Below are 26,315 nucleotides of genomic sequence, written 5' to 3'. Positions count from 1 at the left end.
GAGACCTTCGCGATTACATTTTGTTTGGCGCGGACACGCCGATCAGTGCAAGGCCGTTGCGCAGGACCTGGCGCGCGGCGATGACGAGGGCCAGGCGGGCCATCTTGACGGCTTCGTCCTCGACCAGCACTTTTTCGGCGAAGTAGAAGCTGTGCAGGTTGGCGGCCAGGTCGCGCAGGTAGAAGGCGACCTGGTGCGGTCCCAGTTCGGCTTGCGCGCGCGCCAGCATTTCCGGGTAGGCGGCCAGGGTTGCCAGCAGGGTCGCTTCGGTCGGTGCCGTCAGGGCGGACAGGTCGACGCCGGCGATAGTGCTTTCATCGCCGCCCCAGTTTTCCAGGATGCGGCAGATGCGCGCATGCGCATACTGCACGTAATACACCGGATTTTCATCGGTGGTTTTCAGCGCCACGTCGACGTCGAAGACGAATTCCGTGTCGGCCTTGCGCGAGATCAGGAAGAAGCGCACGGCGTCGCGGCCCTTGGCGATGTCGCCGCCGCCCGACCATTCGATCAGGTCGCGCACGGTCACGTAGGAGCCGGCGCGCTTGGAAATCTTGACTTCCTCGCCGTCCTTCATGACGGTGACCATCTTGTGCAGCACGTAGTCGGGGTAGCCCTGCGGGATGCCCATGTCGACCGCCTGCAGGCCGGCGCGCACGCGCGCGATGGTGCCGTGGTGGTCGCTGCCCTGGATATTGATGGCCTGCACGAAGCCGCGCTGCCATTTCACCAGGTGGTACGCCACGTCGGGCACGAAATACGTGTAGGTGCCGTCCGTCTTGCGCATGACGCGGTCCTTATCGTCGCCGAAGTCGGTGGTGCGCAGCCACAGCGCGCCATCCTGCTCGTAGGTGTGGCCCGCCTTGATCAGGGTTTCCACGGCGCTGTTGACCTTGCCGTCCGCGTACAGCGACGATTCCAGGTAGTAATTGTCGAACTTCACGCCGAAGGCCTGCAGGTCGATGTCCTGCTCGTTGCGCAGGTAGGTGACGGCGAACGGGCGGATCGAATCGATGTCTTCCACGTTGCCGTTGGCCGTCGCTGGCAAGCCGTCGCTGGCCGATACCGTCTTGCCGGCCTTGAAGTCGCTGGCGATGTCGGCGATGTAGTCGCCGTTGTAGGCGGATTCGGGCCATTCGGCGTCGCCGGGCTTGAAGCCGCGTGCGCGCGCCTGCACGGAATTGGCCAGGGTCTGGATCTGCACGCCCGCGTCGTTGTAATAGAACTCGCGCGTCACTTGGTAGCCTTGCGCGTCGAACAGCGAGGACAGGGCGTCGCCCAAGGCCGCCTGACGGCCGTGGCCCACGTGCAGCGGACCGGTCGGATTGGCCGAGACGAATTCGAGGATGACTTGCTTGCCGGCGCCTGCCGTGCTGCGGCCATAGCGATCGCCTTCGCCCAGGATGGTCTTGATGACGGCCTGCTTGGCGGCGGCGGAGACGCGCACGTTGATGAAGCCGGGACCGGCGATTTCCACTGCCTCGACCAGGCCCTTGCCGGCCGGGTTGGCCAGCACGGCCGTGACGATGGTTTGCGCCAGTTCGCGCGGATTCTGTTTCAGCTGCTTGGCCAGTTGCATGGCGATATTGCAGGCGACGTCGCCATGCGATGCATCGCGTGGTCGCTCGAGCACCACGGTAGGCGCAAGCGAAGTGCCGGCCAGGACGGGAGCGAGGGCGGCCTGGAACAGGGCGATGATTTCTTGTTTCTGTTGGGCGAGCATGAGCAGGATGGCGGTGGAACCGCGTTAAGAATGAATAGAATGAATCGAAAAGCAAAACGGACGGCCAGTACCCAAGCCGCCCAGACTGCGTTAATTATACTGGTTTGCTGCCGGGAACAATACGCCAGCCGGCAGTGTTCCCGTGCCGGCGCGTTTCACGATATTATCAGGACAGCATGCCCATGTTGGTGCGCGAAAACATCAGCAGGGCGCAATCTGCTTGTATATATGCAGTTTTTTGCCGCAATTTACATGTATCGCTGCAATCGCCTGGGCCAGAGGGCGCCACAAACGCTACAATCGACCCTTTATTGATGACGCGCGGCCGCGACTTTGCCACCATGCAGCCCGCCGCGCGCAGCCACACCGGATAACTATGAACAAGCGCCCCACGCTGAAATTGAAAACCAAGCCGGCGCCAGGCCAGGCGCCTGCCGCACCGAAATTGCGTCCCAGCTACCATCCCGACCTGAAACCGGTGTTGCAGCCAGGCTTCCAACCCGATTTGCGCGCCGACTCGCTGGCGTTTTGTCTGCTGGGCGCGGCCAATGCCGTGGCGCAAGTGCGCACGGGCACGGCCCTGCCGCAGGCGCTGGCCAAGGTGTTTGCGCAATCGAACGCCAGTGCGCAGGCGCGCGGCGCCATCCAGGACATTTCCTACCGCACCATGCGCCAGCTGGGCCGCAGCGAAACCCTGGTCGGCCTGATGACGTCGAAGGCGCCGGAGCCACCGATGCTCGCAGCCCTGCTGTGCTGCGCGCTGTCCTTGATGTCGGCCGAGCCGGACGAGCAGCCGTACGAAGAATTCACGGTGGTCGACCAGGCGGTTGCCTGCGCCACCTCGCACCCTGACCTGGCACACGCCAAGGGCATGGTCAACGCCGTCTTGCGCCGCTTCTTGCGCGAGCGCAAGTCCTTGCTGGAAGCGGCCTTGCAGCAACCTTTGGCGCAATGGAATTATCCCCAGTGGTGGATCGATTCGCTGCGTCTGGCTTACCCGCGCGACTGGCAAGCCATTTTGACGGCCGGCAATGCCGTGCCGCCATTGACCTTGCGCGTGAACCGCCGCAAGAGCACGGTCGAAGCCTACCTGGCCGTGCTGGCCGGGGCGGGTATCGCCGCGCGCCAGGTGGGACCGTTTGCCGTGCGCCTGGACAAGCCGATCGGCGTGGCGCTGATTCCCGGCTTCGAGCAGGGCGTCGTTTCCGTGCAGGATGCTGGCGCGCAACTGGCCGCACCGCTGCTGGACTTGCAGGACGGCATGCGCGTGCTCGATGCCTGTGCGGCGCCGGGCGGCAAGACGTGCCATATCCTGGAACTGGCCGACGTGCACGTGACGGCCATCGATGCGGACGCCAAGCGCCTGCCGCGCATCGCGGAAAACCTCGCGCGTCTGGGTCTGGACGCGACCTTGAAGGCGCAGGACGCGCAATCGAGCGCATGGTGGGACGGCCAGCAGTACGACCGCATCCTGGCCGATGTGCCGTGCACGGCCTCGGGCATCGTGCGCCGCCATCCCGATATCCGCTGGTTGCGCCGCAAGGGTGACGCGTTCCAACTTGCAACACTTTCATCCAAAATTCTGGACAACCTGTGGCAGATGCTGCGCCCCGATGGTAAATTGCTGTTCGTGACATGTTCGTTGTGGCCGCAAGAGTCCGAGGCACAGGCGGCGGCATTTGCGGTGCGCAATAATGCGACCCGATTGACAGCGCCTGGCCAGCTGTTGCCGACCGGCAGCGCGGAGCAGGACCACGACGGTTTGTTCTATGCGCTATTCCAAAAAAATGCGGCTTGAGCGATTCGTCGAACCTTTTCTCACGGACACTACCGGCACACTTGTGACAACACGACTCTTCCGACTCCTGGCCCTGCTGCTGATGCTGGCATGTACCATGCCACGCGCGCATGCCGCCGATATGGTCGAGATCACCCGTGCCTACATCGAGGCCAGCGAAGAGGGCTACAAGCTGGCCGCCACGTATTCCTTCGAACTCAATCACGACCTCGACGATGCCGTGCAGCATGGCGTGCCGCTGTATTTCACGACGGAAATCGAACTGACCCGGCCCCGCTGGTACTGGTTCGATGAAAAAGCCATCGTGGCGCGCCAGACCAGCAAGCTGTCGTACAACGTGCTCACGCGCCAGTATCATGTGTCGGGCGGCGGCTTGCAGCAAAGCTTTCCCACGCTCGACGATGCGCTGTTCCTGATCCGCCGTCCCAGCCGCTGGCTGGTGGCGCGGCGCGGCGAGCTGAAAGTGGGGCAGACGTATAACGTTACCTTGCGCATGGGCATGGACCGCGACTACCTGCCCAAGCCGATACAGGTCAATGCCTTCAATAACAGCGACTGGCGCCTGGCTTCGAATAAAAAAACCTTCTTGTATACGGCGGAGTAGTGAGTCAAGCATTGCGCTATCTGCTGGTGGTGGGCGGCGGCATAGTCAGTATCCTGCTGTTCCTGCTGGCATCGGCTTCCGATAATTCCGGCTTTTTCGACCGTTACTACACCTGGCTGCTGGGCCTGAATGCGGCCGTGGCCGTGTCCCTGCTGGCGCTGGTGGGCATTTCCCTGGGGCGGCTGTACGCGCGCTACAAGAGCGGCAAGTTCGGCTCCAAGCTGATGACGCGCCTGGTGATGCTGTTCGCCGCCGTCGGCATCCTGCCTGGCCTGGTGATTTTCCTCGTCTCTGTGCAATTCGTCTCCCATTCCATCGAATCCTGGTTCAACGTCAAGATCGAAGCGGCGCTGGAATCGGGTATTGAGCTGGGCCGTGCCGGCCTCGATGCAGCCTTGGTCGAGCTCGACCACCGGGGCCACAAGGCCGTCGAAGAAATGGGCGCCGACCCCGTGGCCGGCCCGGCCGTGCTGACCAGCCTGCTGCGCGAAGAGGGCATGCAAAATGCCATGCTCGTCAGCGGCGATGGCGTGCTGCTGGCCAGCGCCGGACCGCACAGCGCGGCTGACTTGCCGACGCCGGCCATGCTGGTGCAGGCGGCCTTGCCGGCCGGCTATGCCTCTGCGGAAGGGGGGCTGGAATTGCACGACGACGGCACGGAGTCGGGCGGCGGCGGTTTCCGCTCGGGCTTGCCGGCGTCGCTGGAAACGGCGGCCAGCCTGCGCCTGCGCGTGCTGGTGGCCGTGCCGGGACCGTCCGTCTCGCCCCGCTACCTGCAACTGCTGCAATCGGTGCCGCCCAAGCTGGCGACGAATGGCGAGGTGCTGCGCGCCGCCTACAGCGAATACAAGGAACGTTTCGTCGCGCGCGTGGGACTGCGCAAGATGTACATGGAAATCCTCACCTTGACCTTGTTGCTGGCTATCTTTGGCGCCATCGGCAGCGCTTTCCTGATCGCGGGCAACCTGGCCCAGCCCCTGCTGCTGCTGGCCGAGGGCACGCGCGCCGTGGCCGAGGGTGACCTGTCGCCGCGCCCCATCGTCGCCACCAAGGATGAACTGGGTACCTTGACGCAATCGTTCAACATCATGACGCGCCAGCTGCTCGATGCGCGCACGGCCGTGGAAAGCAACCGCGCCGCGCTGCAAAACGCCAAGGCCCACCTGGAATCGGTGCTGGCCAACATGTCGGCTGGCGTGATGGTGCTCGATGGCGACTTTAAACTGGTGACCTGCAATGAATCGGTCGAGCGCATCCTCCAGCATTCCGGGATGAGCATGGTGGGCCAACCGCTGGCGCAGATTGCTGGAATGGAAGAATTTGGCGGCGCCATCATCAGCGCCTTCACGGCGCAAAGCGCGCAATCGGCGTCGGGCCGCAACCAGCAGCGCCTGCATTGGCAGCGCCAGATCGAGATTCCGCGCCGTTTGGGCAGCAGTGCCGACGAGCATGACATCACCTTGCTGGCGCGCGGCTCGCGCCTGCCGCTGGAGTCCGGCAGCGGCTACATCGTCGTATTCGATGATATTTCCGACGTCATTTCCGCGCAGCGCTCGATCGCCTGGGGCGAGGTGGCGCGCCGCCTGGCGCATGAAATCAAGAATCCGCTCACGCCGATCCAGCTGTCGGCCGAGCGCCTGCAGATGAAGCTCGAAGGCAAGCTGGAGCAACCCGATGCCGACCTGCTCAGCCGCGCCACCACCACCATCGTCAAGCAGGTCGATGCGATGAAGCGCATGGTCGACGATTTCCGCGACTATGCGCGCACGCCGCCGGCCGTGCTCGTGCCGCTGCGCTTGAACGAGCTGATCGAAGAGATCCTGAACCTGTACCTGCGCGGGGACGATGGCGACATCATCCATCCGCTGCTGGCGCCGAATCTGCCGATGGTGATGGGCGATCCGACCCAGTTGCGCCAGGTGATTCACAACCTGCTGCAGAACGCGCAGGACGCCATGGCCGACCTGCCGCCAGATTCGCCGCATCCGCGGATTGACGTGAGGACGGAAGCAATTCATTATCGCAGTGCGGACGGCGGCGTGAATATCGCCGTGCGGCTGGCCATCACCGACAATGGTCCTGGTTTTGCGCCAAAAATCCTGGCGCGCGCCTTCGAGCCGTATGTGACCTCGAAGGCCCGCGGCACGGGATTGGGCCTGGCGATGGTCAAGAAAATTATCGATGAACACGGCGGACGCATCGATATCGAGAACCGGGTCGACGGCAATGGCGCTTCGGTGGTCATTTTGCTGTTAAAGTTAGCTCCCGACACTCCTGCCCAGGAATTCCTGGCGTGAGGGTCTGGTTTAGTATTTAAAACACTAATAAAATCATAGTTGTCCGCCGTGTACATCTTGTGCGCGTCGGCCGGCGAAATGAGGAAGGCAAGACACGAATGGCAAACATACTCGTAGTGGATGATGAAATGGGTATCCGTGAGTTGCTCTCGGAAATTTTGGGCGACGAAGGACATGCTATCCAGCTGGCCGAAAATGCGCAGCAGGCGCGCGAAGCGCGTGCCGCCGGTGCGCCGGATCTGGTATTGCTGGATATCTGGATGCCCGACACCGATGGCGTCACCTTGCTCAAGGAGTGGCAGCGCGATGGTTTGCTGACCATGCCGGTGATCATGATGTCGGGCCACGCCACCATCGATACGGCGGTCGAGGCGACGCGCATCGGCGCCATGAATTTCCTGGAAAAACCGATTGCCCTGCAAAAACTGCTGAAAGCGGTCCAGCAAGGCTTGACGCGGGCACAGGAAACCGTGCGCGCGCCGAGCGTGGCGCCGCGTCCCGCGGCACCCGTGGCCGCCGAGGAAAGCAGCCATCCCGTGCCCAGCTTTGGTGGCAGCGCGCCGCAACAGCTGATGGTGCGCCCAGGCATCGCCGTACCGGCGGTGGCCGAAGGCCATGGCTACAACCTGTCGTTCGACTTGCCGTTGCGCGAGGCGCGCGATGCGTTCGAGCGCATGTATTTCGAACACCACCTGGGCCGCGAAGGCGGCAGCATGACCCGCGTGGCGGAAAAAACGGGCCTGGAACGCACCCATTTGTACCGCAAACTGAAACAGCTGGGCGTCGAACCGGGCAAGCTGGCCAAGAAAGGCCTGTGACGTCAGCCGTACGGCGCTTGATGCCGCTGACCCTGGTCAGCGGTGGTTGCGCCGCCGGGCGCGAGGCGGCCATCGCGCAAGCCTTGCAGCCTGGCCAGCCGGCCGCCGTGATCCTCGAGGGGCTCGCTGACGGCAACGCCATCCTGGCCAACCTGGCCGAACAAATTTCCCCTTCTCCATCATTTCCACTGCAACTGTTGCGTATTGCGCCCGGCTGCCTGTGCTGCAGCGGCAATCTCGTATTGCGTGTAACATTAAACCGTCTGCTGCGCCATCCACCCGCGCGCCTGTTCATCAGCCTGGCCGACGCCTCGCATATCGAACAGCTGCGCACCTGGTTGACAGCCAGTCCCTACGATGTCCTGCTGGCGCTGGAACCGGACGTGCTTGTTTCCTGAACGTAGTTTCCTACGGTATGACCGCAGTCGCAATTTGCATCTCGTTACAACTGTGTAGCCCGCAGGGTGGCCCGGCCGCTTGAAATGGCGGCGTGGGGACCCCACCTCTGTCCTGAAACCGCAAGAGTTTCTCTTGCTTGAGCGAAGGATGCAAAATGAACCTGATCTATAACAGCGAACAATACAGCGTCGTGGAATTCGGCGTCGATGGCGACCTGGAAGCCCTGCGCTTCGGCGGCTATGAAATCGTCGACAAGGGCGGCAAACGCGAGACTTTCATCGCGGGAGTCCTCGCGCAAAACTTCCGCCGCGACGTCACGGAATTGATCGCCAGCGAACCGAGCATGGAAGAGATCGATGAATTTTTGGGCAGCTATGATTCCCTCATGAGCCAGCCCGTCCTGTTGCACTGATTCTGGCTGTCTGATGGCCATCGCCACCATACCAATCCGCAAGGCGGCATGGTATGGTGGGCATGTTATCCCGCTGCAAACAGACCATGTGCCAACTTCTCGGAATGAATTGCAATGTCCCCACGGACATTGTCTTTAGTTTTACCGGCTTCGCCATGCGCGGCGGCCATACCGATACCCACCATGACGGCTGGGGCATCGCCTTTTTCGAGGGCGCCGGCGTGCGCCATTTCGTCGACCACCAGGCCGCCATCGCCTCGCCCGTGGCCGAACTGATCAAACGCTATCCCATCAAGTCGCGCAATGTCATCGCGCATATCCGCAAGGCCACGCAAGGCCAGGTGGCGCTGGAAAACTGCCACCCCTTCGTGCGCGAACTGTGGGGCAGCTACTGGGTCTTTGCCCACAATGGCGATTTGAAGGAGTTCAACCCCGTCCTGACGGGCAGTTACCGCCCCGTCGGCTGCACGGACAGTGAACGGGCTTTCTGCTACCTGCTGCAGGAATTGCACGCGCGCTTCGGCGACGCCCCGCCGGCCTTGCCACAACTGCATGCCGCGCTGGCGGAGTTGTTGCCCAGCATTGCGGCCCACGGCACGTTCAACATGATGCTGTCGAGCGGCGAGGCGCTGTTTGCCCATTGCTCGACCAGCTTGTACTATCTGGTGCGACAACATCCGTTTCCAACTGCTAAACTCTCCGATGAAGACCTGAGCGTGGACTTTTCCCAGGTGACGACGCCCCAGGACAGAGTGGCCGTGATCGTTACCCAGCCGCTGACGACGAATGAACAATGGACGGCGTTTGTGCCCGGCGAATTGAAATTATTTGTCGATGGGATGGTGCAAGACACGCCAGTGGCCTGATTTTTGACGACAATAGCCTTGATTACTGCCAAAATACCCACAGCGCGGGCGAAATTCAGCTAAAGTATTGTCAATAGTGAACCTTGATGCGGGCGCCGCGCGGCCGGTGTCACTCGACGTGATTGATGAAGAGTTAATGATCGATATTTCCAGCAACGACATCACCCCGAAACCCTTGCGCGTGCGCGAGTTCTATCTGGGTCGACAACCTATCCTCGACCGCAACCAAGCCCTGTTCGGCTATGAGTTGTTATTCCGCAACGCTCCGGTCGGCCCCGCCAACATTACCAGCGACCTGTCCGCCACGGCGTCCGTGATCGCTCACGCTTCCCAGCTGGGCATGGAAAAAGTCATCGGCGACGCGCTCGGTTTCGTCAACGTTGACGCCGACGTGATCATGAGCGACATCTTCGTTTTCCTGCCGCGTGAAAAAGTCGTGCTGGAAATCGTCGAATCGATGCCCGTCACGCCGGAAGTGCGCGCGCGCATCAGCGAACTGGTGGGCCATGGCTTCACCTTCGCGCTGGAGAACGTCGTCTCCGATACGTCACAAGTGCAGGAACTGCTGCCGCTGGTGCAATACGTCAAGATGGACATGAGCACGGTCGACCCGAAAGTGTTGGCAGCGCTGGCGCCCCGTTTCAAGCAGGAAAACAAGAAACTGGTGGCGGAGAAGGTCGAGACGCGCGAAGAATTCAAGTCGGGCCTGGACCTGGGCTTCGATTATTTCCAGGGTTATTACTTTGCCAAGCCCGCCATCATGACGGGCAAGAAGCTGTCGCCGTCGCAACTGGCCGTCATGGAACTGATGACACTGGTGACGTCGGACGCCGACAACATGGATATCGAGCGCGCCATCAAGCGCGACGTGTCGCTGGCCCTGAACTTGCTGCGCCTGGTCAATACCCCGGCCGTGGGCGCGCGCCAGCGCATCGACTCGCTGAGCCAGGCCGTCACGGTGCTGGGCCGCCGCCAATTGCAGCGCTGGCTGCAGATCATGCTGTACGCGGAGCCAAGCAAGCGCGGTCATAGCATGACGCCGCTGCTGATGCTGGCCACCACGCGCGGCCGTCTGCTCGAGCTGCTCGCGCATAAACTGCGCCCGAACCATGCCCATTCGGCCGATATCGCCTTTACGGTCGGCATCATGTCCCTGATGGATACCCTGTTCGGCGTGCCGATGTCGGAAATCCTCAGCCAGATCGAAGTGATCGACGAAGTGGCCGAAGCGCTGCTGTCGCGCGAAGGCTTCTACGGCGACCTGCTGCGCCTGGCCGAATGCATCGAACGCATCGAAGACATGGAAGGCGAGATCGTGCCGACCTTGCGCGACCTGGCCATGTCGCCGGACGACCTGGTGGAGCTGGAAATGGCGGCCTACGAATGGAGCGATAACGTCGTCCGCTACGCTTTGTAATGGCGCCTGACCTGAGCTACTGCGCGTCGGTATAGGCGGCCTGCGATGCTTACCGTACTTTAGTACGGTTGCGCTTCTCGGCCACCTCTCCCTTCCGCTCGCTACGCTCATGCCAGGCGCCGTTATGTCGCGTATCTGTTGTGTTATTTATTAATGCCCTGCACGGCGTAGCCGTGGCAGGGCATTTTTATGCCTTACGCGGCGGCACCAGGCCTGCGGTAGGTCGGATTAGGCCCGCAGTGCCGTAATCCGACGATATTGTTGGCGGTGACGGTTGTTGTTGGATTGCGCGCCAGCGCTGATCCGACCTACGCGACCTGCCCGACCTGTACGAGCGGATTGAAAAGCCCTGCACGGCTTAGCCGTGGCAGGGCTTTTTTACGCCGCTACGCCGCGGCGCCGGGCCAGTGCTTGTGCAGCTCGGGGTCGGTGCGCAACTCCCACAGGGCCAGCACGGCGACGGCGATACCGACGATCAGCTCGTTCCACATGACGACGCGCTGATCGGCCAGCCGCAGCACCCACGGTGAGGCGGCGACCCAGACGCCGACCAGCAGGTTGACGACGACGGCCCAGAAATAGGTCTTGTACAGATCAAAGGCGGCCAGCACGGCGATGACCAGGCCCGAGACAAAAGCGTTGATCATCTGGGGCGAGCCTTCGGGATAGGAAAAGGCCCAGGGCGAGACGAGCAGCCACAGGCCCAGCAACAGGATCACCTGATCCTGCCAGCGTTTCAGTTTGAAATTGGTTGCCATAATACCTCCTTGCCAGTTGGGGAACGGGCCGGAGCGGGCATGCAGCATGCCGGCCGGCATACTGCGTTAGTGCGCTGCGGCGCGCGAAAAGTTCCGCGCGCCGTTGCATGGTTTATGACAGGTTGGGCGACAGCCAGCGTTCCACGTCCCCGATGCTGACGCCACGGCGCTTGGCCATGTCTTCCACCTGGTCCATGCCGATCTTGCCGACGACGAAGTATTTCGACTCCGGGTGGGCAAAATAGAAGCCGGAGACGGCCGCGCCGGGGAACATGGCGTACGATTCCGTCAGCTGCATGCCGATTTCCCCGGCCTGCATGACCTCGAACATTTCTTTTTTGACCGTGTGCTCGGGGCAGGCAGGATAGCCGGGCGCCGGGCGGATGCCCACGTATTTCTCGGCGATCATGTCGTCGTTGCCCAAGTGCTCGTCCGGCACGTAGCCCCACAAATCCTTGCGCACGCGTTCGTGCAGGTACTCGGCAAACGCCTCGGCCAGGCGGTCCGCCAGCGACTTCAACATGATGGACGAGTAATCGTCGTGTGCATCCTCGAAGCGTTTTTCATACTTTTCGATGCCCAGGCCGGACGTGACGGCAAACATGCCGATGTAATCCTTCACGCCCGACGCCTTCGGCGCAATGAAGTCGGCCAGGCACTGGTTCGGGCGCTGCACGCCGTCGACCACGGGTTTCACGCCTTGCTGGCGCATGCCGTAATACGTAAACGCCACGCTACTGCGCGTATCGTCGGTGTACACCTCGATATCGTCGTCATTGACGCTGTTGGCCGGCAGCAAGGACACGACGCCGTTGGCCGTCAGCCAGCGCCCGTCGATGAGTTTTTTCAGCAAGGCCTGGCCTTCCGCGTATACCTTGGTGGCCGCGTCGCCCACCACTTCATCCGTCAAGATGGCGGGGAAGGGGCCGGCCAGGTCCCAGGTCTGGAAGAACGGACCCCAGTCGATGTAGTTGGCCAGGGTGGCCAGGTCGACATTTTTAAACACGCGGCGGCCGATGAACTTCGGCTTCACGGGCGTGCACGGGCCGTCGAAGGGCACGACCATCTTGTTCGCGCGCGCCTGCGCCAGCGGCAAGATGGGCAGCGCCTTCTTGTTGGCGTGCTGCTCGCGGATGCGCGCATAGTCGAGTTCGATGTCCTCCACGTACTTGTCGCGCTGTTCCGGCGTCAGCAAGGATTGCGCCACGGACACGGAACGCGAAGCGTCCGGCACGTAGATCACGGGGCCTTCGTAGTTGTGCGCGATTTTCACGGCCGTGTGGGCGCGGCTGGTGGTGGCGCCGCCGATCAGCAGGGGAATCTTCAGCATGCGGAAGTGTTCGTCGCGCTGCATTTCCTTGGCGACATAGGCCATTTCTTCCAGCGACGGCGTGATCAGGCCCGACAGACCGATGATGTCGGCGTTTTCCACCTTGGCGCGGGCGAGGATTTCCGAGCACGGCACCATCACGCCCATGTTCACCACTTCGAAGTTATTGCATTGCAAGACTACCGTGACGATATTCTTGCCGATGTCATGCACGTCGCCTTTCACGGTCGCCATGATGATCTTGCCCTTCGGCTTGGCGACGATGCCCGTGCGCTGCTCTTCGAGCAGCTTTTCTTCCTCGATAAATGGAATCAGATGGGCCACGGCCTGTTTCATCACGCGCGCCGATTTCACCACTTGCGGCAGGAACATTTTACCCTGGCCAAACAGGTCGCCGACCACGTCCATGCCGGCCATCAGCGGGCCCTCGATCACGTGGATGGGGCGCCCGCCATTGTGCAGCAGTTCCTGGCGCGCTTCTTCCGTGTCTTCCACGATGAATTGCGTGATGCCATGCACCAGCGCGTGCGACAGGCGTTCCTGTACTGTTCCCTCGCGCCAGGCCAGGGTTTGTGCTTCGGCCTTGCCGCCCGCCTTCAAGGTGCCGGCAAATTCGATCATGCGCTCGGTCGAGTCTTCGCGGCGGTTCAGCACCACGTCTTCCACGCGCTCGCGCAATTCCGGGTCCAGGTTGTCGTACACGCCCACCATGCCGGCGTTCACGATGCCCATGGTCATGCCGGCCTTGATGGCGTGGTACAGGAAGACGGTATGGATGGCTTCGCGGGCGGGATCGTTGCCGCGGAAACTGAAGGACACGTTCGACACGCCGCCCGAGATCTTCGCGTACGGCAGGTTTTCCTTGATCCAGCGCGTCGCGTTGATGAAGTCGACGGCGTAGTTGTTGTGCTCTTCGATGCCGGTGGCCACGGCAAAGATGTTCGGATCGAAAATAATGTCTTCCGGCGGGAAGTCCAGCGCATCGACCAGCAAATGATAGGCGCGCGCGCAAATTTCGATCTTGCGCTCGAAGGTATCGGCTTGCCCTTTTTCATCGAAAGCCATGACGATGACGGCCGCGCCGTAGCGGCGGCACAGTTTCGCCTGGCGCAGAAATTCCTCTTCGCCTTCCTTCATGGAAATCGAGTTGACGATGGCCTTGCCCTGCACGCATTTCAGGCCCGCTTCGATGACCGACCATTTCGACGAGTCGACCATGATGGGCACGCGCGAAATATCGGGTTCCGAGGCGATCAGGTTCAGGAAACGCGTCATGGCGGCCAGCGAATCGAGCATCGCCTCGTCCATGTTGATATCGATCACTTGCGCGCCGTTTTCCACTTGCTGGCGCGCCACGGACAGGGCTTCGTCGTATTGCTCGTTGAGAATCATGCGTGCGAACGCTTTCGAGCCCGTGACGTTGGTGCGCTCGCCCACGTTGACGAACAGCGATTCGTCGTTGACGACGAACGGTTCCAGGCCCGCCAGGCGCAGGTCGTGCGACGGGGCCGGCACGGTGCGCGGCGTGTTTTTCGACAGCAGCTCGCCGATGGCGGCGATGTGCTCCGGCGTGGTGCCGCAGCAGCCGCCCGCCATGTTCAAAAAGCCCGCGTCGGCAAATTCCCGCAGCAGGGCGGATGTGTCGGCTGGCAACTCGTCGAAGCCCGTGTCGCTCATGGGGTTGGGCAAGCCCGCGTTCGGGTAGATGCAAACAAAAGTGTCGGCGATCTTGGCCAGCTCTTCCGCGTACGGGCGCATCAGGGCGGCGCCCAGCGCACAGTTCAGGCCGATGGTCAGCGGTTTCGCGTGGCGCACGGAATTCCAGAAGGCGGGCACGGTCTGGCCTGACAGAATGCGGCCCGAGGCGTCCGTGACGGTGCCGGAAATCATCAAGGGCAGGCGTACGACGGTCGGGTTTTGTTCGTAGAACAGGTCGATGGCGAACAGGGCCGCCTTGCAATTCAAGGTATCGAAAATGGTTTCCACCAGCAGCACGTCGGCGCCGCCTTCCACCAGGCCCTGCGTCTGCTGCAGGTAGGCGGCCACCAGCTGGTCGAAACTGACGTTGCGCGCGGCCGGGTCGTTGACGTCGGGCGAGATCGACGCCGTCTTCGGCGTCGGTCCCAGGGCGCCCGCGACGAAGCGCGGCTTGTCCGGCGTGGAATACTTGTCGCAGGCGGCGCGCGCCAGCTTGGCCGCCTGGACGTTCATTTCATAGGCCAGGTGGGCCATGTGGTAATCGTCCTGCGCGATCGTCGTGGCGCCGAAGGTATTCGTTTCGATCAGGTCGGCGCCCGCCGCCAGGTAGCGCTCGTGGATTTCCTGGATGATGTGCGGCTGCGTCAGGGTCAGCAGCTCATTGTTGCCCTTGACGAACAGTTCGCGCGCGCCGCTGTCGGCCGGCGCGGCGAAGTCGATAAAGCGGCCGGCGGGACCGCCACGGTAGGCTTCTTCGTCGAGCTTGTACTGCTGGATGATCGTGCCCATCGCGCCGTCGAGGATCATGATCCGCTGCGCCAGGATGGCGCGCAAGGTGGCTTCGGTCGGGGACATGGCGGGGATCACGGTATCGTTCATTTCATGCTTTCAATAGGCAAACGGGCGGCGGCGCGGCGACAAGACAGTACGAGGCGGTTGCGGGCCAGCAGGATCAGCTGACGGAGTGTGCCTGCCGGGTAGGGCAGGCAGAAGGTGGCAATCGCCTGAATCACCGGGTCTAAAATTATACGGCATCAGGCTGCTTTGGTTTTAAGCAAAAGCGCACGTTTGCCCCACGGCAGGCTTGCTTGCAACAGATCGGCTTGCGCCGCGCCTGATTCTGAAATGACATTCCTGAAAAGCTTACTCAAAATGTTAATTCTTCCGCCAAAATTGCCAGGAAGCTATGTGCTCCAGGCTATGGAAAAATTCCCACATTGTTTGCGCCATAGCAGCCTGTTTTTAATGGATTGTATGGCAATAGTTGTAAAAGAAAATAATTTTGATTCAAGGCCATATAGATGGGGGGAATGATTCTTAAAATAAATCTTTCCAGACGAATACTTTATTATCATCAAAACCAATTGAATCAAAAGCATTAATAGTTGTCTTTAGGAATCGAATTAACCGATAATATGGGTTCTTCGAAATCACATTCTCACCAAAAGTCACCAATATGTCACATTTCTCTCGTGTCCTCCCCGGTATCGCGCTGCACCAACATGGTTGCCAGCCATGAAAAACCATCTGCTTGTGGCAATGTTTCTTGTGCTGGGCCTGTCCGCTTGCGGCGGTGGCGGCGGTGGTGACGCGGCGGTGGCGACCACGTCGGGCAATCCTGTCGTGGTTCCTGCCGTAACGGCCGTCTCGGCGGCGAATGTCGCCGTGGGCGGCAGGCTGGTGGTGACGGGCACGAATCTGAGCCGCGTGACGGCTTTCCAGGTAGGCGGCGTGAACGTTGCCGCCAGCGCCAGCAGCGACACCAGCGTGACCCTGGCCATGCCGGGCGCGCCTGTGACGGGCGCCTTGAGCCTCGTCAGCGCCAGCGGCACGGCAACCACCAGTTATAACGTCAATGTGTACTTGCCGTTGAGCGTGAGCAGCGTCGCGCCGGTGACGGGCGGCGTCGGTTCCAGCGTGACGATCGCGGGCGGCGGCATGGGCGCCGTGACGGCGGTGCAGTTCGGCAATGGCGCGGCGGCAACGCCGCAAAGCCAGACGGACGGCAGCGTGACGGTAGTGGTGCCTGCGGGTGCAGCGACAGGCGCGCTGACGGTGCGCGGTCCGTACAACGATGTGATCAGCAGCGACACGTACACGGTCCTGGCCAGCGTGGCGGTGACGTCGATCACGTCGGCCGTCAACGGCGCCACCTTGTCGGTGACGCTGCAGGGCAGCAATCTCGACCAGGTCAGCTCGGCGACGGTGGGCAATACGCCAGCCGTCATCGTCAGCGCCAGTCCCAGCCAGCTGCTGCTGTCCGCGCCAGCGTCGGCAACGGGCAACGTGATGCTGTCGGCCGCTTCGCGCATCGCCGTGAATGCGGGCACGGTGTCGGCCTTTACCTTGGGCAGCATTGATTTCGCGCAGGTACTGAACTTGAACTCCAGCGATGCCGCCTTGCGCCTGACGCGCGGCAAGCCGGCCGCCGTGCGCGTCTCCGTGCTGGCCACGCAAACAGGCCAGACCAGCCCTGCCGTGATCTTGAATGCGACTGCCGCCAATGGCGGCAACCTGGGCAGCATCACCATGAGCGGCCCATCGGTCTTGCCGACGGTGAAAAGCGATTACAGCTTCGTCGGCAATTTCAGTGCCGTGTTGCCGTCTAACTGGATCTTGCCCGGCGTGCGCGTGCGCGTGACGGCCGTGGGCAACGACGGCGTGCAAGTGAGCCAGGAAGCGGCGCCCGTGGTGGCCAGCGCAGCGAAAATTCACCTGGTGCTGGTACCGCTGAGCACCGACGATGGTGTGGCGCAATTGCCTGACGCCGAGCTGATCCGTGCCGCACTGACGCGCGTGTACCCGTATGCGGCGGAAAATATCAGCGTCACCACGCGCATGGCGCTGAGCATGCCAGGCAGCAGCACGGCCGACAGCTGGTGGAGCGATGCCTTGGACAAGCTGGAAAACAAGCGTGCACTGGAAGATAGCGGCGCCTATTATTATGGTTTCGTGCCGAGAATGTCTTCCACGCGCACCGCCGGCCTGGCCTACATCAACCCGCCGGGCAGCAGCAATGCCTTCACGGCGGCCATCGGCCTCGATGCCAGGTTCAACAGCATTGCTTCCGTCGATCCCTTTGGCAATAACTGGCCTGAATGGCTGACCACGCTTGTGCACGAGCTGGGCCATAACCACTCGCTGCAGCACATCGCCTGCGGCGGTCCGGCCAGTGCGGCCACCGACTACCCGTATCCGAATGGCGACCTGGGCCCGCAACCGCTGTACAACAGCGACTATGCGGGCAGCATTGGCCAGTTGAGCAAAGCAGTCTACGGCAGCACGCCGATGAAGGACGTGATGAGCTATTGCAGCGGTGCCTGGTTCTCCGACTACAGCTATGTGCGGGTACAGCAATTCCTGGAAAGACGCAGCACGCAGGTGACGGGCAGCAATGTGATGGCCGCCAGCATGTCCGTGGCCGAGAACGGCTATCTGACCATTTCCGGCCGCATCACGCCGGCCGGCGTGGGGCTGCGTCCCGCCATTGCCTCGTCGGTGCGCATCGGCACCGCTGCCAGCGGCAGCGGCCACGCGTATATCTTGCGCGTGCTGACGGCGTCGGGACAGACTATCGACTTGCCTTTTGATGGCGTCTCCGTGGCTGATCATGGCGGCAACGCCATGAGCCATTTCCGCGTCAGCTTCGCCAATCCGGGCGACATCAGCGATGTGCAAGTGCTGCAAAATGGCAAGGCTTTAGCCAAGCTGGAGCGCTCTGCGCGCCGCAGCAGGGCTGCCGCCAACGATGCCACGTTCGATGCGACACAAAGCGGCGGCAAGCTGGCGCTGGTCTGGAATGCCGATGCGGAACCATACGCCGCCGTGCTGCACGTGGCCGCCGATGGCCGCAAGACGGTGGTCGCCAGTGACTTGACGGGTGGCAAAGCCAGCGTCGACGTCAGCGGCTTGCCGGCCGGCGGCCGTTTCGAGGTCAGCCTGTCATCGTCCGTGGGCGCACGCCTGATGAGGGTGCAGCGCCGCTAGGCCAGGGCGCTGGATGCAACGAGGGCTTGCCGCGGCAAGCCCTTTTTTATGTGTGGAATATGCACAGGTCTCGTACCTGGCGAGGGCTGCCGTTTTACCTTCCGCCTGCCTAGAATGGGGCTTCACCCACTTGCGGAGCATCCCATGCCCATTCTGAACCTGCGTTTGTCCACCACGCCCGATGCGCGCCAGTCGGCCGCCATCGCCGTCACCTTGAGCACCTTGACGGCACAGTTGCTGCACAAGGCGCCCGAACTGACGTCGGTGGCGATCAGCCATCTTGACGCGGCGCACTGGTTTGTCGGCGGGCCATCCCTGCAGGTGCAGGGCAAGGCCAGCTTTTTCCTCGATATCCTGATCAGCGATGAAACGAATACGGCGGCGGAAAAGGCCGCGTATATCGCCGCCGTGTTCGCCGCCATGCACGAGCATCTCGGCGCCTTGCATGACGTCAGCTACATCCACGTGCACGACGCGCGCCAGGCGGCCTGGGGCTACGGCGGCTTGACGCAGCAGTTCCGCGCCGTGCGCAAGGCGCTGCAGCCGGCCTGATCAATCCCAGCGGCGATTGTGATAGTGTTGCACGGCAAAATCGACGAAGACCCTGACCTTGGGCGACAACTGGCGGCTGTGCGGATACAGCGCGTACAAGGTGCGTGGACGCAAGGTGTAGCCGGGCAAGACTTCCACCAGCTGGCCGCTGCGCAGCGCGTCGCGCACGATGAAGCCGGCCGCGCCGGCAATGCCCATGCCGCCCACGGCAGCCTCGCGCAGGGCCACGCTGGTATTGGCTTGCAGGCTGCCGCGCACGGCTATCTTGTGCGCGGCGCCGCCGGCATCCGTGAACGACCACTCGGCCGGCTTCTCGGCGGAGCTGTACATCAGGCAATTGTGCTGCGCCAAGTCTTGCGGCGTGGCCGGATGGCCATGGCGGGCCAAGTAGGCGGGCGAGGCGACGGCCAAGGTGCGGCTGCTGCCCAGCTGGCGCGCCACCAGGGTGGAGTCGGGCAAGCCGCGCGCCAGGCGCAGCGCCACGTCGAAACCATCGTCGATCAGGTCGACGATGCGGTCAGTGCAGACGAGATCGATGTGGATGTGCGGGTAGTGGCGCGTAAAATCGGGCAGCCAGGCGGCCAGTTCCAGGGTGCCGAAGGCCATCGGCGCATTGATGCGCAGGCTGCCGGACGGCTGTGCCTGGTGCATGGCGACGGCGCGGTCGGCCGCATCGAGGGCGTCGAGGATGTCGCGGCTGGCCAGATAGTATTCCTGGCCGGCGGCCGTCAGGGCGAAGCGGCGCGTGGTGCGGTTGAGCAATTGGGCGCCCAGCTGGCTTTCCAGCTGGCGGATCTGGCGCGACACGATGGAGTGGGAAATGCCGAGCGCGGCGCCGGCGGCCGTGAAACTGCCCAGTTCCACGACGCGGCGCAAGGCGCGCAGGGCGGTCAGCTGGTCCATGGGCGCTTGCCGCCGGTATCGATGGCTGAATTAAACGAAACGCTTGCCTTCGAGGGGGAATCCCTTGATGAACTCGGCTGCGGGCAGTCGCTTGCCGCCCGGTTTTTGCAGTTCCGTCAGCCGCAAGGAACCATTGCCGCAGGCCACGACGATGCCGTGCTGGGCGTCGGCCGCCAGCACCTGGCCCGGCGCTTCCTTGCTGTCCGCTTCGAGTACCTCGGCGGCCCAGATCTTGATGGTGACGCCATCGACCTGGCCGCAGGCGCCGGGAAACGGATTGAAGGCGCGGATTTTCAGGCCCAGCTCCAGCGCCGGCAAGCTGAAATCGAGCGCCGCTTCTTCCTTGGCGATCTTTGCCGCATAGGTGACGCCCGCTTCCGGCTGCGGCACGGCTTCCAGCGGCTGCTGCTGCATCTTGCGCAGGGTCTCGACGATCATCTTGCCGCCCAGTTTGGCCAGCTTGTCGTGCAGGGTGGCGGTGGAGTCGCCCGCTTCGATGGGCGTGCGCTCGACGGCCAGCATGGGGCCCGTATCGAGGCCTTCTTCCATCTGCATGATGGTGACGCCCGTTTCATCGTCGCCGGCCTCGATGGCGCGGTGGATGGGCGCCGCGCCGCGCCAGCGCGGCAGCAATGAACCGTGGATATTGATGCAGGGTTTGATGTCGAGCGTGCTGCGCGGCAAGATCAGGCCGTAGGCCGCCACCACCATCACGTCGTAATCGGTGGCCAGCAGGCGCTCGTGGGCCGCTTTTGCCTCGGCGGCGCGCTGCGGATCCTTGCTGTCCATGCGCAAGGACAGCGGCTGCAGCACCTCGATGCCGTGCTGCTGCGCATATTGCTTGACGGCCGAGGCGTGCAACTGCATGCCGCGACCGGCGGGGCGGTCGGGCTGGGTCAGCACCAGCGGAATCTCGAATCCCGCTTCGTGCAAGTCTTTCAGGGCCGTGGCGGCGAATTCAGGCGTGCCTGCGAAGATCACTTTCATATGGTTCCTTGACGTGAGGTGCGCAGGCCCGCGCCGGAGGCGCCAGGCTGGCATGGTATTACGGTCAGTCTATCAGCAGTGCTGCAAAAGCGGCTTAGAAACGACGGTTCTGTGCGCGCAGGCTCGCTTCGCGCTCGAGACCGCGGATTTCCTTGATCATCTTGGTCTTGATGCGGTTGCGTTTGAGCGGCGACAGGTATTCGACGAATACCTTGCCCAGCAAGTGATCCATCTCATGCTGGATGCAGACGGCCAGCAAGCCATCGGCTTCCAGCTCGAACTGCTTGCCGTGGCGGTCCAGGGCGCGCACCTTGATGCGGGCCGGGCGCTCGACGCCGTCATACACGCCGGGCACGGACAGGCAGCCTTCGTCGTAGACCTGCTTTTCTTCGCTGGCCCAGGTAATTTCCGGGTTGATGAATACTTGCAGCTGGTTTTTTTCTTCGGTGATGTCGATTACCATCATCTGGATATGCTCGTCCACTTGCGACGCGGCCAGGCCGACGCCGGGGGCGTCGTACATGGTTTCGGCCATGTCGTCGATCAGGGTTTGCAGGCGCGCGTCAAATTCGGTGACGGGCTTGGCGACCGTGTGCAGGCGAGGATCGGGGTAACGCAGGATATTTAATATGGACATACGGATTCGACTGGTTAAGGTGGGCGCCGGTGCGCCGGATTATTCATGCCTGGGCCATGCGAACGATGGCAGGGCTGTTTTATTTGTGTACGCCTCGGGCGCGTAGGGCGCAACGGCGCGGCAGATGCGTTTGCCAGTGCGCTAATCGTTTGCTGCAAAGGGAAATTTTATCACAGACACCCATGCTCCTGTGGAGGAGGGACTGTTTTGCACGGCCATTGCACGCATCCTTGCGCGCGTCGGTATCGCGCGCTTGCCATGGCGCTAGCATGGGATGCCACAGTACACAGCGAGGTTGTCATGCATGCACTTGCCACGACGGCAGACCCGTCCACGGAACTGGCGGGATGGCTGCGCCTGCAGCATTTGCCCGGCGTGGGCCCGGTGGCGGCGCGCGCCTTGCTGGCCCGCTTCGGCTTGCCGCCGGCCATCTTTGCCGCGCCATTCGAGGCCTTGCGCGAGGTGGTGCCGGCCGGCGTGGCGCGCGCCATCGTGCAGCCGCCCAGGCCGGTGGCCAACAGCCAGCTGGAACTCACCCTGCAGTGGCTGCAGCGGCCCGGCAATGCCGTGCTGACCCTGGCCGATGCCGCGTATCCGCCCCTGTTGCTGGAAATCGCCGATCCGCCGCTATTGTTATATGTGCGGGGACGGGCGGAGCTGCTGTCGTGTCCCGGCGTGGCCATCATCGGCAGCCGCAATGCCAGCGCGCAAGGCATGCAGAACGCGGCCGCCTTCGCGCAAGCGCTCAGCGCGGCAGGCTTGACCATCATTTCCGGGCTGGCGCTCGGCATCGACACGCACGCGCACGAGGGCGGCTTGCGCGGCGCTGGCGGCACGGTGGCCGTGATCGGCACGGGCGCCGATCTCGTGTACCCACGACGTAACCTTGATCTGGCGCAAAGAATTGCCGAACAGGGCTGCATCGTCAGCGAGTACGCGCTGGGGCTGCCCGCCATGCCGGGCAACTTTCCGCGCCGCAACCGCCTGATCAGCGGCCTGGCGCGCGGCGTGCTGGTGATCGAGGCGGCGGCCCAGTCGGGGTCCCTGATCACGGCGCGCCTGGCGGGCGAGCAGGGGCGCGACGTATATGCCTTGCCCGGCTCCATCCATGCGACTTTGGCCAAGGGGTGCCATGCACTCATCAAGCAGGGCGCCAAGCTGGTCGAATCGGCTGATGACGTGCTGCAAGAGCTGCAGTGGCTGGGCGGCGCCCCCAGCGAGCCGGCCGCGGTGGAAGACGAGCCGCCGCTGCTGGCCGCGCTGGGCCACGACCCGCTCGATGCCGATACCCTGGCTGCGCGCAGCGGCCTGGCCATGGGCGCGCTGATGGGGCAATTGCTGGCGCTGGAGCTGGCGGGCCTGGTGGAACGCTTGCCGGGAGGACTGTTTCAACGCTGCAAATGACAGCTTGTCACTTGTGTGGCGGCCTTGCCGCACGGGCGCGCTTTGTCTGTGCGCACCCTTGTGTCTAAGCGAACTTAGCTGCTAGAGTAGAGCCATGTTCGATATCCTGGTGTACCTCTACGAGACTTACTATCGCCCCGACGCCTGCCCCGAGCCGGCAGTCCTGGCGCGCAAACTGTCGGCCGTCGGTTTCGACGACGTGGAGATTTCCGAAGCGCTCGTGTGGTTGACGGACTTGAACGCCATGGCCGGCGTCGAACAAACCCTGACGGCCAGTTCCACGGGTACGCGCTTTTATGTGCAGCAGGAAAGCGACGTGCTGGGCACTGCCGCCATCGGCTTCATCCAGTTCCTGGAAAGCGCCAAGGTGCTCTCGCCGCTGCAGCGCGAAATCGTCATCGAACGGGCGCTGGCGCTCGACGAGGCGCCCGTGTCGCTGGGCAAGCTGAAAGTCATCGTGCTGATGCTGTTGTGGAGCCAGGGCAAGGAACCGGACGCCTTGATGTTCGACGACTTGTTTGTCGACGACGAAGATCTCCCGCCGCGCCTGCTGCACTAGTAGATACACGCCCTTAGCCGCACCTGGCGCCGCTGCCGCGCCATCTCCCTTACTATAGGCTGCGGCACCACGCACGCCAGTCCATTGTGTTTGCGCCTGCGCATTCTTGCTTGCAGATAACTTGCCGAATTCTTCAATAGGCGCTTATCATTGGCCGCTTGACAAGACCACAAGTCACAAGGCCTTGCGCAGACAAAAGCGTCGGCGCCTGGCAATGCACTGTATGATGCGCATGCTGAAACTATCCTAGAGCATTTTTCGAGACTAAAAAATATGACAAAAACCCTCATCATCGCCGAGAAGCCTTCTGTCGCGAACGATATCGCGAAGACGCTTGGCGGCTTCACCAAGCACGATGAGTACTTTGAATCGGATGAATACGTCCTGTCGTCGGCGGTCGGCCACTTGCTGGAGATCGCCGTGCCGGAAGAATTCGACGTGAAGCGCGGCAAATGGAGTTTCGCGCACTTGCCGATGATTCCACCGTATTTCGCGCTGAACCCGATCGCCAAGACGGAAGCGCGCCTCAAAGTATTAAACAAGCTGATCAAACGTAAAGACGTTTCCACCCTCATCAACGCATGCGATGCGGGGCGCGAAGGCGAGCTGATTTTCCGCCTGATCGCGCAAAACGCCAAGGCCAAGCAACCGGTCAAGCGCCTGTGGCTGCAGTCGATGACGCCGGGCGCCATCCGCGACGGTTTTGCACACCTGCGCAGCGACGAAGAAATGCTGCCGCTGGCCGATGCGGCCCGCTGCCGTTCGGAAGCCGACTGGTTGATCGGCATCAATGGCACGCGTGCCATGACGGCGTTTAATTCGAAAGAAGGCGGTTTTTACCTGACCACCGTGGGCCGCGTGCAGACGCCGACCCTGTCCATCGTCGTCGAACGCGAAGACAAGATCAAGAAATTCGTGCCGCGCGACTTCTGGGAAGTGCGCGCCGAATTCGTCTGCGCGGCCGGCATCTATGAAGGCCGCTGGCTCGACACGAAGTTCAAGAAGGACGAGAACGACCCCGAGAAGCGCGCCGAGCGCCTGTGGAGCAAGGCCGCTGCCGACTCGATCGCCACCGCCTGCCGCGGCCGCCAAGGCGTCGTCACGGAAGAATCGAAACCGACCACCTCGATGGCGCCTGGCCTGTTCGACCTGACCAGCCTGCAGCGTGAAGCGAACTCGCGTTTCGGCTTCTCGGCCAAGAACACGCTGGGCCTGGCCCAGGCGCTGTATGAAAAGCACAAGGTCTTGACGTATCCGCGTACCGATTCGCGCCACCTGCCAGAAGACTACATGCCGACCGTGCTGCAGGCGCTGGAAACGGTCAAGGACAACAGCAATTACCACCAGTTCGCCAAGCAGATCATCGACAAGGGCTGGGTCAAGCCGAACAAGCGCATCTTCGACAACACGAAGATCTCGGATCACTTCGCGATCATCCCGACGACGATCGCGCCAAAGAATTTGTCCGAGCCGGAACAGAAGCTGTACGACCTCGTCACGCGCCGCTTCATGGCCGTGTTCTTCCCGCCTGCGGAATTCCAGGTCACCACGCGCTACACGGAAGTGTCCGGCCATCAGTTCAAGACGGAAGGCAAGGTCATGACCAATCCGGGCTGGCTGGCCATCTACGGCAAGGAAGCGTCGACGGACGCCGACAAGGAAAGCAATGGCAACGGCAATCTGGTGCCCGTCGCCAAGGGCGAGAAAGTGCAGACGGAAAGCGTCAGCGCCAACGGCCTGGTGACGAAACCGCCTGCGCGCTTCACGGAGGCGACCTTGCTGTCGGCCATGGAAGGCGCCGGCAAGCTGATCGACGACGACGAGCTGCGCGACGCGATGGCCGGCAAGGGTCTTGGAACCCCGGCAACGCGTGCGGCCACCATCGAGGGCTTGCTGACGGAACGCTACCTGATCCGCGAAGGCCGCGAACTGATTCCGACGGCCAAGGCGTCGCAGCTGATGACCTTGCTGAAAGGCCTGGGCGTCAACGAATTGACGGCGCCGGAGCTGACGGGCGAGTGGGAATACAAGCTGTCGCAGATGGAAAAAGGCAAGATTTCGCGCGAAGAATTCATGCGCGAAATTGCGCAGATGACGCAAATCATCGTCAAGCGCGCCAAGGAATACGACAACGATACGATTCCCGGCGACTACGCCACTTTGGAAACGCCGTGCCCGAATTGCGGCGGCGTGGTGAAGGAAAACTATCGCCGTTTCGCCTGCACCAAATGCGAATTCTCGATGAGCAAGACACCGGGTTCGCGCCAGTTCGAAATCGCCGAAGTGGAACAATTGCTGAAGGACCGCACCATCGGCCCGCTGCAAGGCTTCCGCTCGAAGATGGGCCGTCCGTTCGCCGCCATCCTGCGCATCGTGCGTGATGAAGAGATCAAGAATTTCAAATTGGAATTCGATTTCGGCCAGAACGACGAGAGCGAAGATGGCGAAGGTGTCGATTTCACGGGCCAGACGCCTGTGGGACCGTGCCCCAAGTGCAATGCCGGCGTGTATGAAATGGGCCTGGCCTATGTGTGCGAACACAGCGTGGCCAAGCCGAAGACGTGTGACTTCCGCAGCGGCCGCATCATCTTGCAGCAGGAAATCTTGCCGGAACAAATGGCAAAACTGCTCAACGATGGCAAGACGGACTTGTTGCCGGGCTTTGTATCGCAGCGCACGCGCCGTCCGTTCAAGGCTTTCCTCGTGCGCGGCAAGGATGGCAAGGTGAGCTTCGAGTTTGAAGAGCGCAAGGCCAAGCCTGGTGCCAAGACCAAAGCGGCAGCTGCCGAGGTCGAAGGCGAAGAAGGCGCGGCGCCAGCGAAGAAAACGGCCGTCAAGAAAGCGGCAGCCGTCAAAAAGGCGCCGGCCAAGAAGGCCACGGCCGTGAAAAAGCCGGCCGCCAGGAAGGCGCCGGCGAAGAAGGCGGCAGCGGCGGAGTAATCGGGCGCCAGCCAGCAAGGCAAAAAAAAGCCAGGGATTTCCCTGGCTTTTTTTATGTCCCTGATCCGTCCTGGAATAAGTTGACACTTTTTCGTTACAGAGAAGGAGTGTCCGATGGAACAAGGGTTTCGACGCAGTCAGCGAGATTACAGCCTGGCTTTTAAATTGAGCGTTGTCGAGCAGGTTGAAAAAGGCGAGATGACGTACAAGGCGAGATGACGTACAA

The 26,315-nt window shown here is 62.3% G+C and carries 19 protein-coding genes; 13 read left to right on the top strand and 6 right to left on the bottom strand.

The genetic code is table 11. From position 1 onward, the window contains the following. Nucleotides 1-13: 13 nt before the first annotated feature. Nucleotides 14-1,723: an arginine--tRNA ligase gene (gene argS, locus CBW66_RS24765; protein ID WP_086139828.1), complete on the bottom strand. Its 1,710-nt coding sequence runs from the start codon at nt 1,721-1,723 to the stop codon at nt 14-16. 376 nt (nt 1,724-2,099) lie between these two features. Here argS and rsmB point away from each other — a divergent pair, with 376 nt between their 5' ends. From rsmB to CBW66_RS24725, 8 genes are all read left to right on the top strand, one after another. After that, nucleotides 2,100-3,521, top strand: coding sequence for a 16S rRNA (cytosine(967)-C(5))-methyltransferase RsmB (rsmB, locus tag CBW66_RS24760; protein WP_086139827.1), 1,422 nt, complete (start codon nt 2,100-2,102; stop codon nt 3,519-3,521). 97 nt (nt 3,522-3,618) lie between these two features. Then, complete coding sequence (locus CBW66_RS24755) at nt 3,619-4,125, top strand: DUF4390 domain-containing protein (protein WP_226939765.1); 507 nt, start codon at nt 3,619-3,621, stop codon at nt 4,123-4,125. Then, nucleotides 4,125-6,422 (top strand): PAS domain-containing sensor histidine kinase, encoded by a 2,298-nt coding sequence (locus CBW66_RS24750; RefSeq protein ID WP_070222758.1) that lies wholly within the window; start codon nt 4,125-4,127, stop codon nt 6,420-6,422. Before CBW66_RS24755 ends, CBW66_RS24750 begins: the two co-directional genes overlap by 1 nt. A gap of 98 nt (nt 6,423-6,520) precedes the next feature. After that, a complete protein-coding gene (locus CBW66_RS24745) occupies nt 6,521-7,240 on the top strand; it encodes a response regulator (protein WP_086139826.1) in 720 nt (239 codons plus the stop codon). Beyond that, on the top strand, nt 7,237-7,638 hold the full coding sequence (locus tag CBW66_RS24740) for a GTPase (RefSeq protein WP_086139825.1): 402 nt from the start codon (nt 7,237-7,239) through the stop codon (nt 7,636-7,638). Before CBW66_RS24745 ends, CBW66_RS24740 begins: the two co-directional genes overlap by 4 nt. A 155-nt stretch (nt 7,639-7,793) precedes the next feature. Then, nucleotides 7,794-8,051, top strand: a complete 258-nt coding sequence (locus CBW66_RS24735; protein WP_070222752.1) for a DUF3567 domain-containing protein — start codon at nt 7,794-7,796, stop codon at nt 8,049-8,051. An 86-nt stretch (nt 8,052-8,137) separates the two neighbouring features. Then, the gene (locus CBW66_RS24730) at nt 8,138-8,917 is read left to right on the top strand and encodes a class II glutamine amidotransferase (RefSeq protein ID WP_086139863.1); all 780 of its coding nucleotides are present in this window, start codon (nt 8,138-8,140) and stop codon (nt 8,915-8,917) included. Between the two features lie 136 nt (nt 8,918-9,053). Further along, the gene (locus CBW66_RS24725) at nt 9,054-10,334 is read left to right on the top strand and encodes an EAL and HDOD domain-containing protein (protein WP_034784728.1); all 1,281 of its coding nucleotides are present in this window, start codon (nt 9,054-9,056) and stop codon (nt 10,332-10,334) included. A gap of 386 nt (nt 10,335-10,720) precedes the next feature. Here the strand turns inward: CBW66_RS24725 and CBW66_RS24720 are convergent, their stop codons facing one another. Both CBW66_RS24720 and metH read right to left on the bottom strand, forming a co-directional pair. Continuing rightward, nucleotides 10,721-11,092 carry an SPW repeat protein gene (locus CBW66_RS24720; RefSeq protein WP_083287233.1) on the bottom strand — a complete coding sequence of 124 codons (372 nt, stop codon included), beginning with the start codon at nt 11,090-11,092 and terminating at the stop codon, nt 10,721-10,723. Between the two features lie 112 nt (nt 11,093-11,204). Beyond that, complete coding sequence (gene metH, locus CBW66_RS24715; protein WP_170933061.1) at nt 11,205-14,999, bottom strand: methionine synthase; 3,795 nt, start codon at nt 14,997-14,999, stop codon at nt 11,205-11,207. Nucleotides 15,000-15,635: 636 nt separating this feature from the next. On the opposite strand from metH, the gene CBW66_RS24710 reads away from it, so the two are divergent. Continuing rightward, nucleotides 15,636-18,107, top strand: coding sequence for an IPT/TIG domain-containing protein (locus CBW66_RS24710; protein WP_086139824.1), 2,472 nt, complete (start codon nt 15,636-15,638; stop codon nt 18,105-18,107). 144 nt (nt 18,108-18,251) lie between these two features. Then, complete coding sequence (locus CBW66_RS24705; protein ID WP_086139823.1) at nt 18,252-18,659, top strand: tautomerase family protein; 408 nt, start codon at nt 18,252-18,254, stop codon at nt 18,657-18,659. Here CBW66_RS24705 and CBW66_RS24700 read toward each other — a convergent pair whose 3' ends face one another. The 3 genes from CBW66_RS24700 to def all read right to left on the bottom strand — a co-directional run bounded on the left by CBW66_RS24700 (nt 18,660) and on the right by def (nt 21,186). Then, entirely contained in the window at nt 18,660-19,562 is a 903-nt protein-coding gene (locus CBW66_RS24700) for a LysR family transcriptional regulator (protein ID WP_086139822.1), read from the bottom strand. It lies immediately after the preceding gene. 30 nt (nt 19,563-19,592) lie between these two features. Continuing rightward, nucleotides 19,593-20,549, bottom strand: coding sequence for a methionyl-tRNA formyltransferase (fmt, locus tag CBW66_RS24695; RefSeq protein ID WP_086139821.1), 957 nt, complete (start codon nt 20,547-20,549; stop codon nt 19,593-19,595). Nucleotides 20,550-20,643: 94 nt separating this feature from the next. Continuing rightward, entirely contained in the window at nt 20,644-21,186 is a 543-nt protein-coding gene (def, locus tag CBW66_RS24690) for a peptide deformylase (RefSeq protein WP_076568288.1), read from the bottom strand. A 300-nt stretch (nt 21,187-21,486) separates the two neighbouring features. On the opposite strand from def, the gene dprA reads away from it, so the two are divergent. From dprA to CBW66_RS24675, 3 genes are all read left to right on the top strand, one after another. Beyond that, entirely contained in the window at nt 21,487-22,590 is a 1,104-nt protein-coding gene (gene dprA / locus CBW66_RS24685) for a DNA-processing protein DprA (RefSeq protein WP_086139820.1), read from the top strand. 94 nt (nt 22,591-22,684) lie between these two features. Continuing rightward, nucleotides 22,685-23,149, top strand: a complete 465-nt coding sequence (locus tag CBW66_RS24680; protein ID WP_034749287.1) for a DUF494 family protein — start codon at nt 22,685-22,687, stop codon at nt 23,147-23,149. A gap of 273 nt (nt 23,150-23,422) precedes the next feature. Then, a complete protein-coding gene (locus CBW66_RS24675; RefSeq protein WP_086139819.1) occupies nt 23,423-26,089 on the top strand; it encodes a DNA topoisomerase III in 2,667 nt (888 codons plus the stop codon). Nucleotides 26,090-26,315: the final 226 nt, after the last annotated feature.

Source organism: Janthinobacterium sp. GW456P (assembly GCF_002127655.1).
GTDB lineage: Bacteria > Pseudomonadota > Gammaproteobacteria > Burkholderiales > Burkholderiaceae_D > Janthinobacterium.
Note: the sequence above shows the minus strand (reverse complement) of the source record. Positions and strands in the feature narration are given on the sequence as shown.

Coding starts and splice junctions, on each gene's coding strand:
- argS (WP_086139828.1), bottom strand. CDS start 1,723: ATGCTCGCCCAACAGAAACAAGAAATCATCGCCCTGTTCCAGGCCGCC.
- rsmB (WP_086139827.1), top strand. CDS start 2,100: ATGAACAAGCGCCCCACGCTGAAATTGAAAACCAAGCCGGCGCCAGGC.
- CBW66_RS24755 (WP_226939765.1), top strand. CDS start 3,619: ATGCCACGCGCGCATGCCGCCGATATGGTCGAGATCACCCGTGCCTAC.
- CBW66_RS24745 (WP_086139826.1), top strand. CDS start 6,521: ATGGCAAACATACTCGTAGTGGATGATGAAATGGGTATCCGTGAGTTG.
- CBW66_RS24735 (WP_070222752.1), top strand. CDS start 7,794: ATGAACCTGATCTATAACAGCGAACAATACAGCGTCGTGGAATTCGGC.
- CBW66_RS24730 (WP_086139863.1), top strand. CDS start 8,138: ATGTGCCAACTTCTCGGAATGAATTGCAATGTCCCCACGGACATTGTC.
- CBW66_RS24725 (WP_034784728.1), top strand. CDS start 9,054: ATGATCGATATTTCCAGCAACGACATCACCCCGAAACCCTTGCGCGTG.
- CBW66_RS24720 (WP_083287233.1), bottom strand. CDS start 11,092: ATGGCAACCAATTTCAAACTGAAACGCTGGCAGGATCAGGTGATCCTG.
- metH (WP_170933061.1), bottom strand. CDS start 14,999: ATGAACGATACCGTGATCCCCGCCATGTCCCCGACCGAAGCCACCTTG.
- CBW66_RS24710 (WP_086139824.1), top strand. CDS start 15,636: ATGAAAAACCATCTGCTTGTGGCAATGTTTCTTGTGCTGGGCCTGTCC.
- CBW66_RS24705 (WP_086139823.1), top strand. CDS start 18,252: ATGCCCATTCTGAACCTGCGTTTGTCCACCACGCCCGATGCGCGCCAG.
- CBW66_RS24700 (WP_086139822.1), bottom strand. CDS start 19,562: ATGGACCAGCTGACCGCCCTGCGCGCCTTGCGCCGCGTCGTGGAACTG.
- fmt (WP_086139821.1), bottom strand. CDS start 20,549: ATGAAAGTGATCTTCGCAGGCACGCCTGAATTCGCCGCCACGGCCCTG.
- def (WP_076568288.1), bottom strand. CDS start 21,186: ATGTCCATATTAAATATCCTGCGTTACCCCGATCCTCGCCTGCACACG.
- dprA (WP_086139820.1), top strand. CDS start 21,487: ATGCATGCACTTGCCACGACGGCAGACCCGTCCACGGAACTGGCGGGA.
- CBW66_RS24680 (WP_034749287.1), top strand. CDS start 22,685: ATGTTCGATATCCTGGTGTACCTCTACGAGACTTACTATCGCCCCGAC.
- CBW66_RS24675 (WP_086139819.1), top strand. CDS start 23,423: ATGACAAAAACCCTCATCATCGCCGAGAAGCCTTCTGTCGCGAACGAT.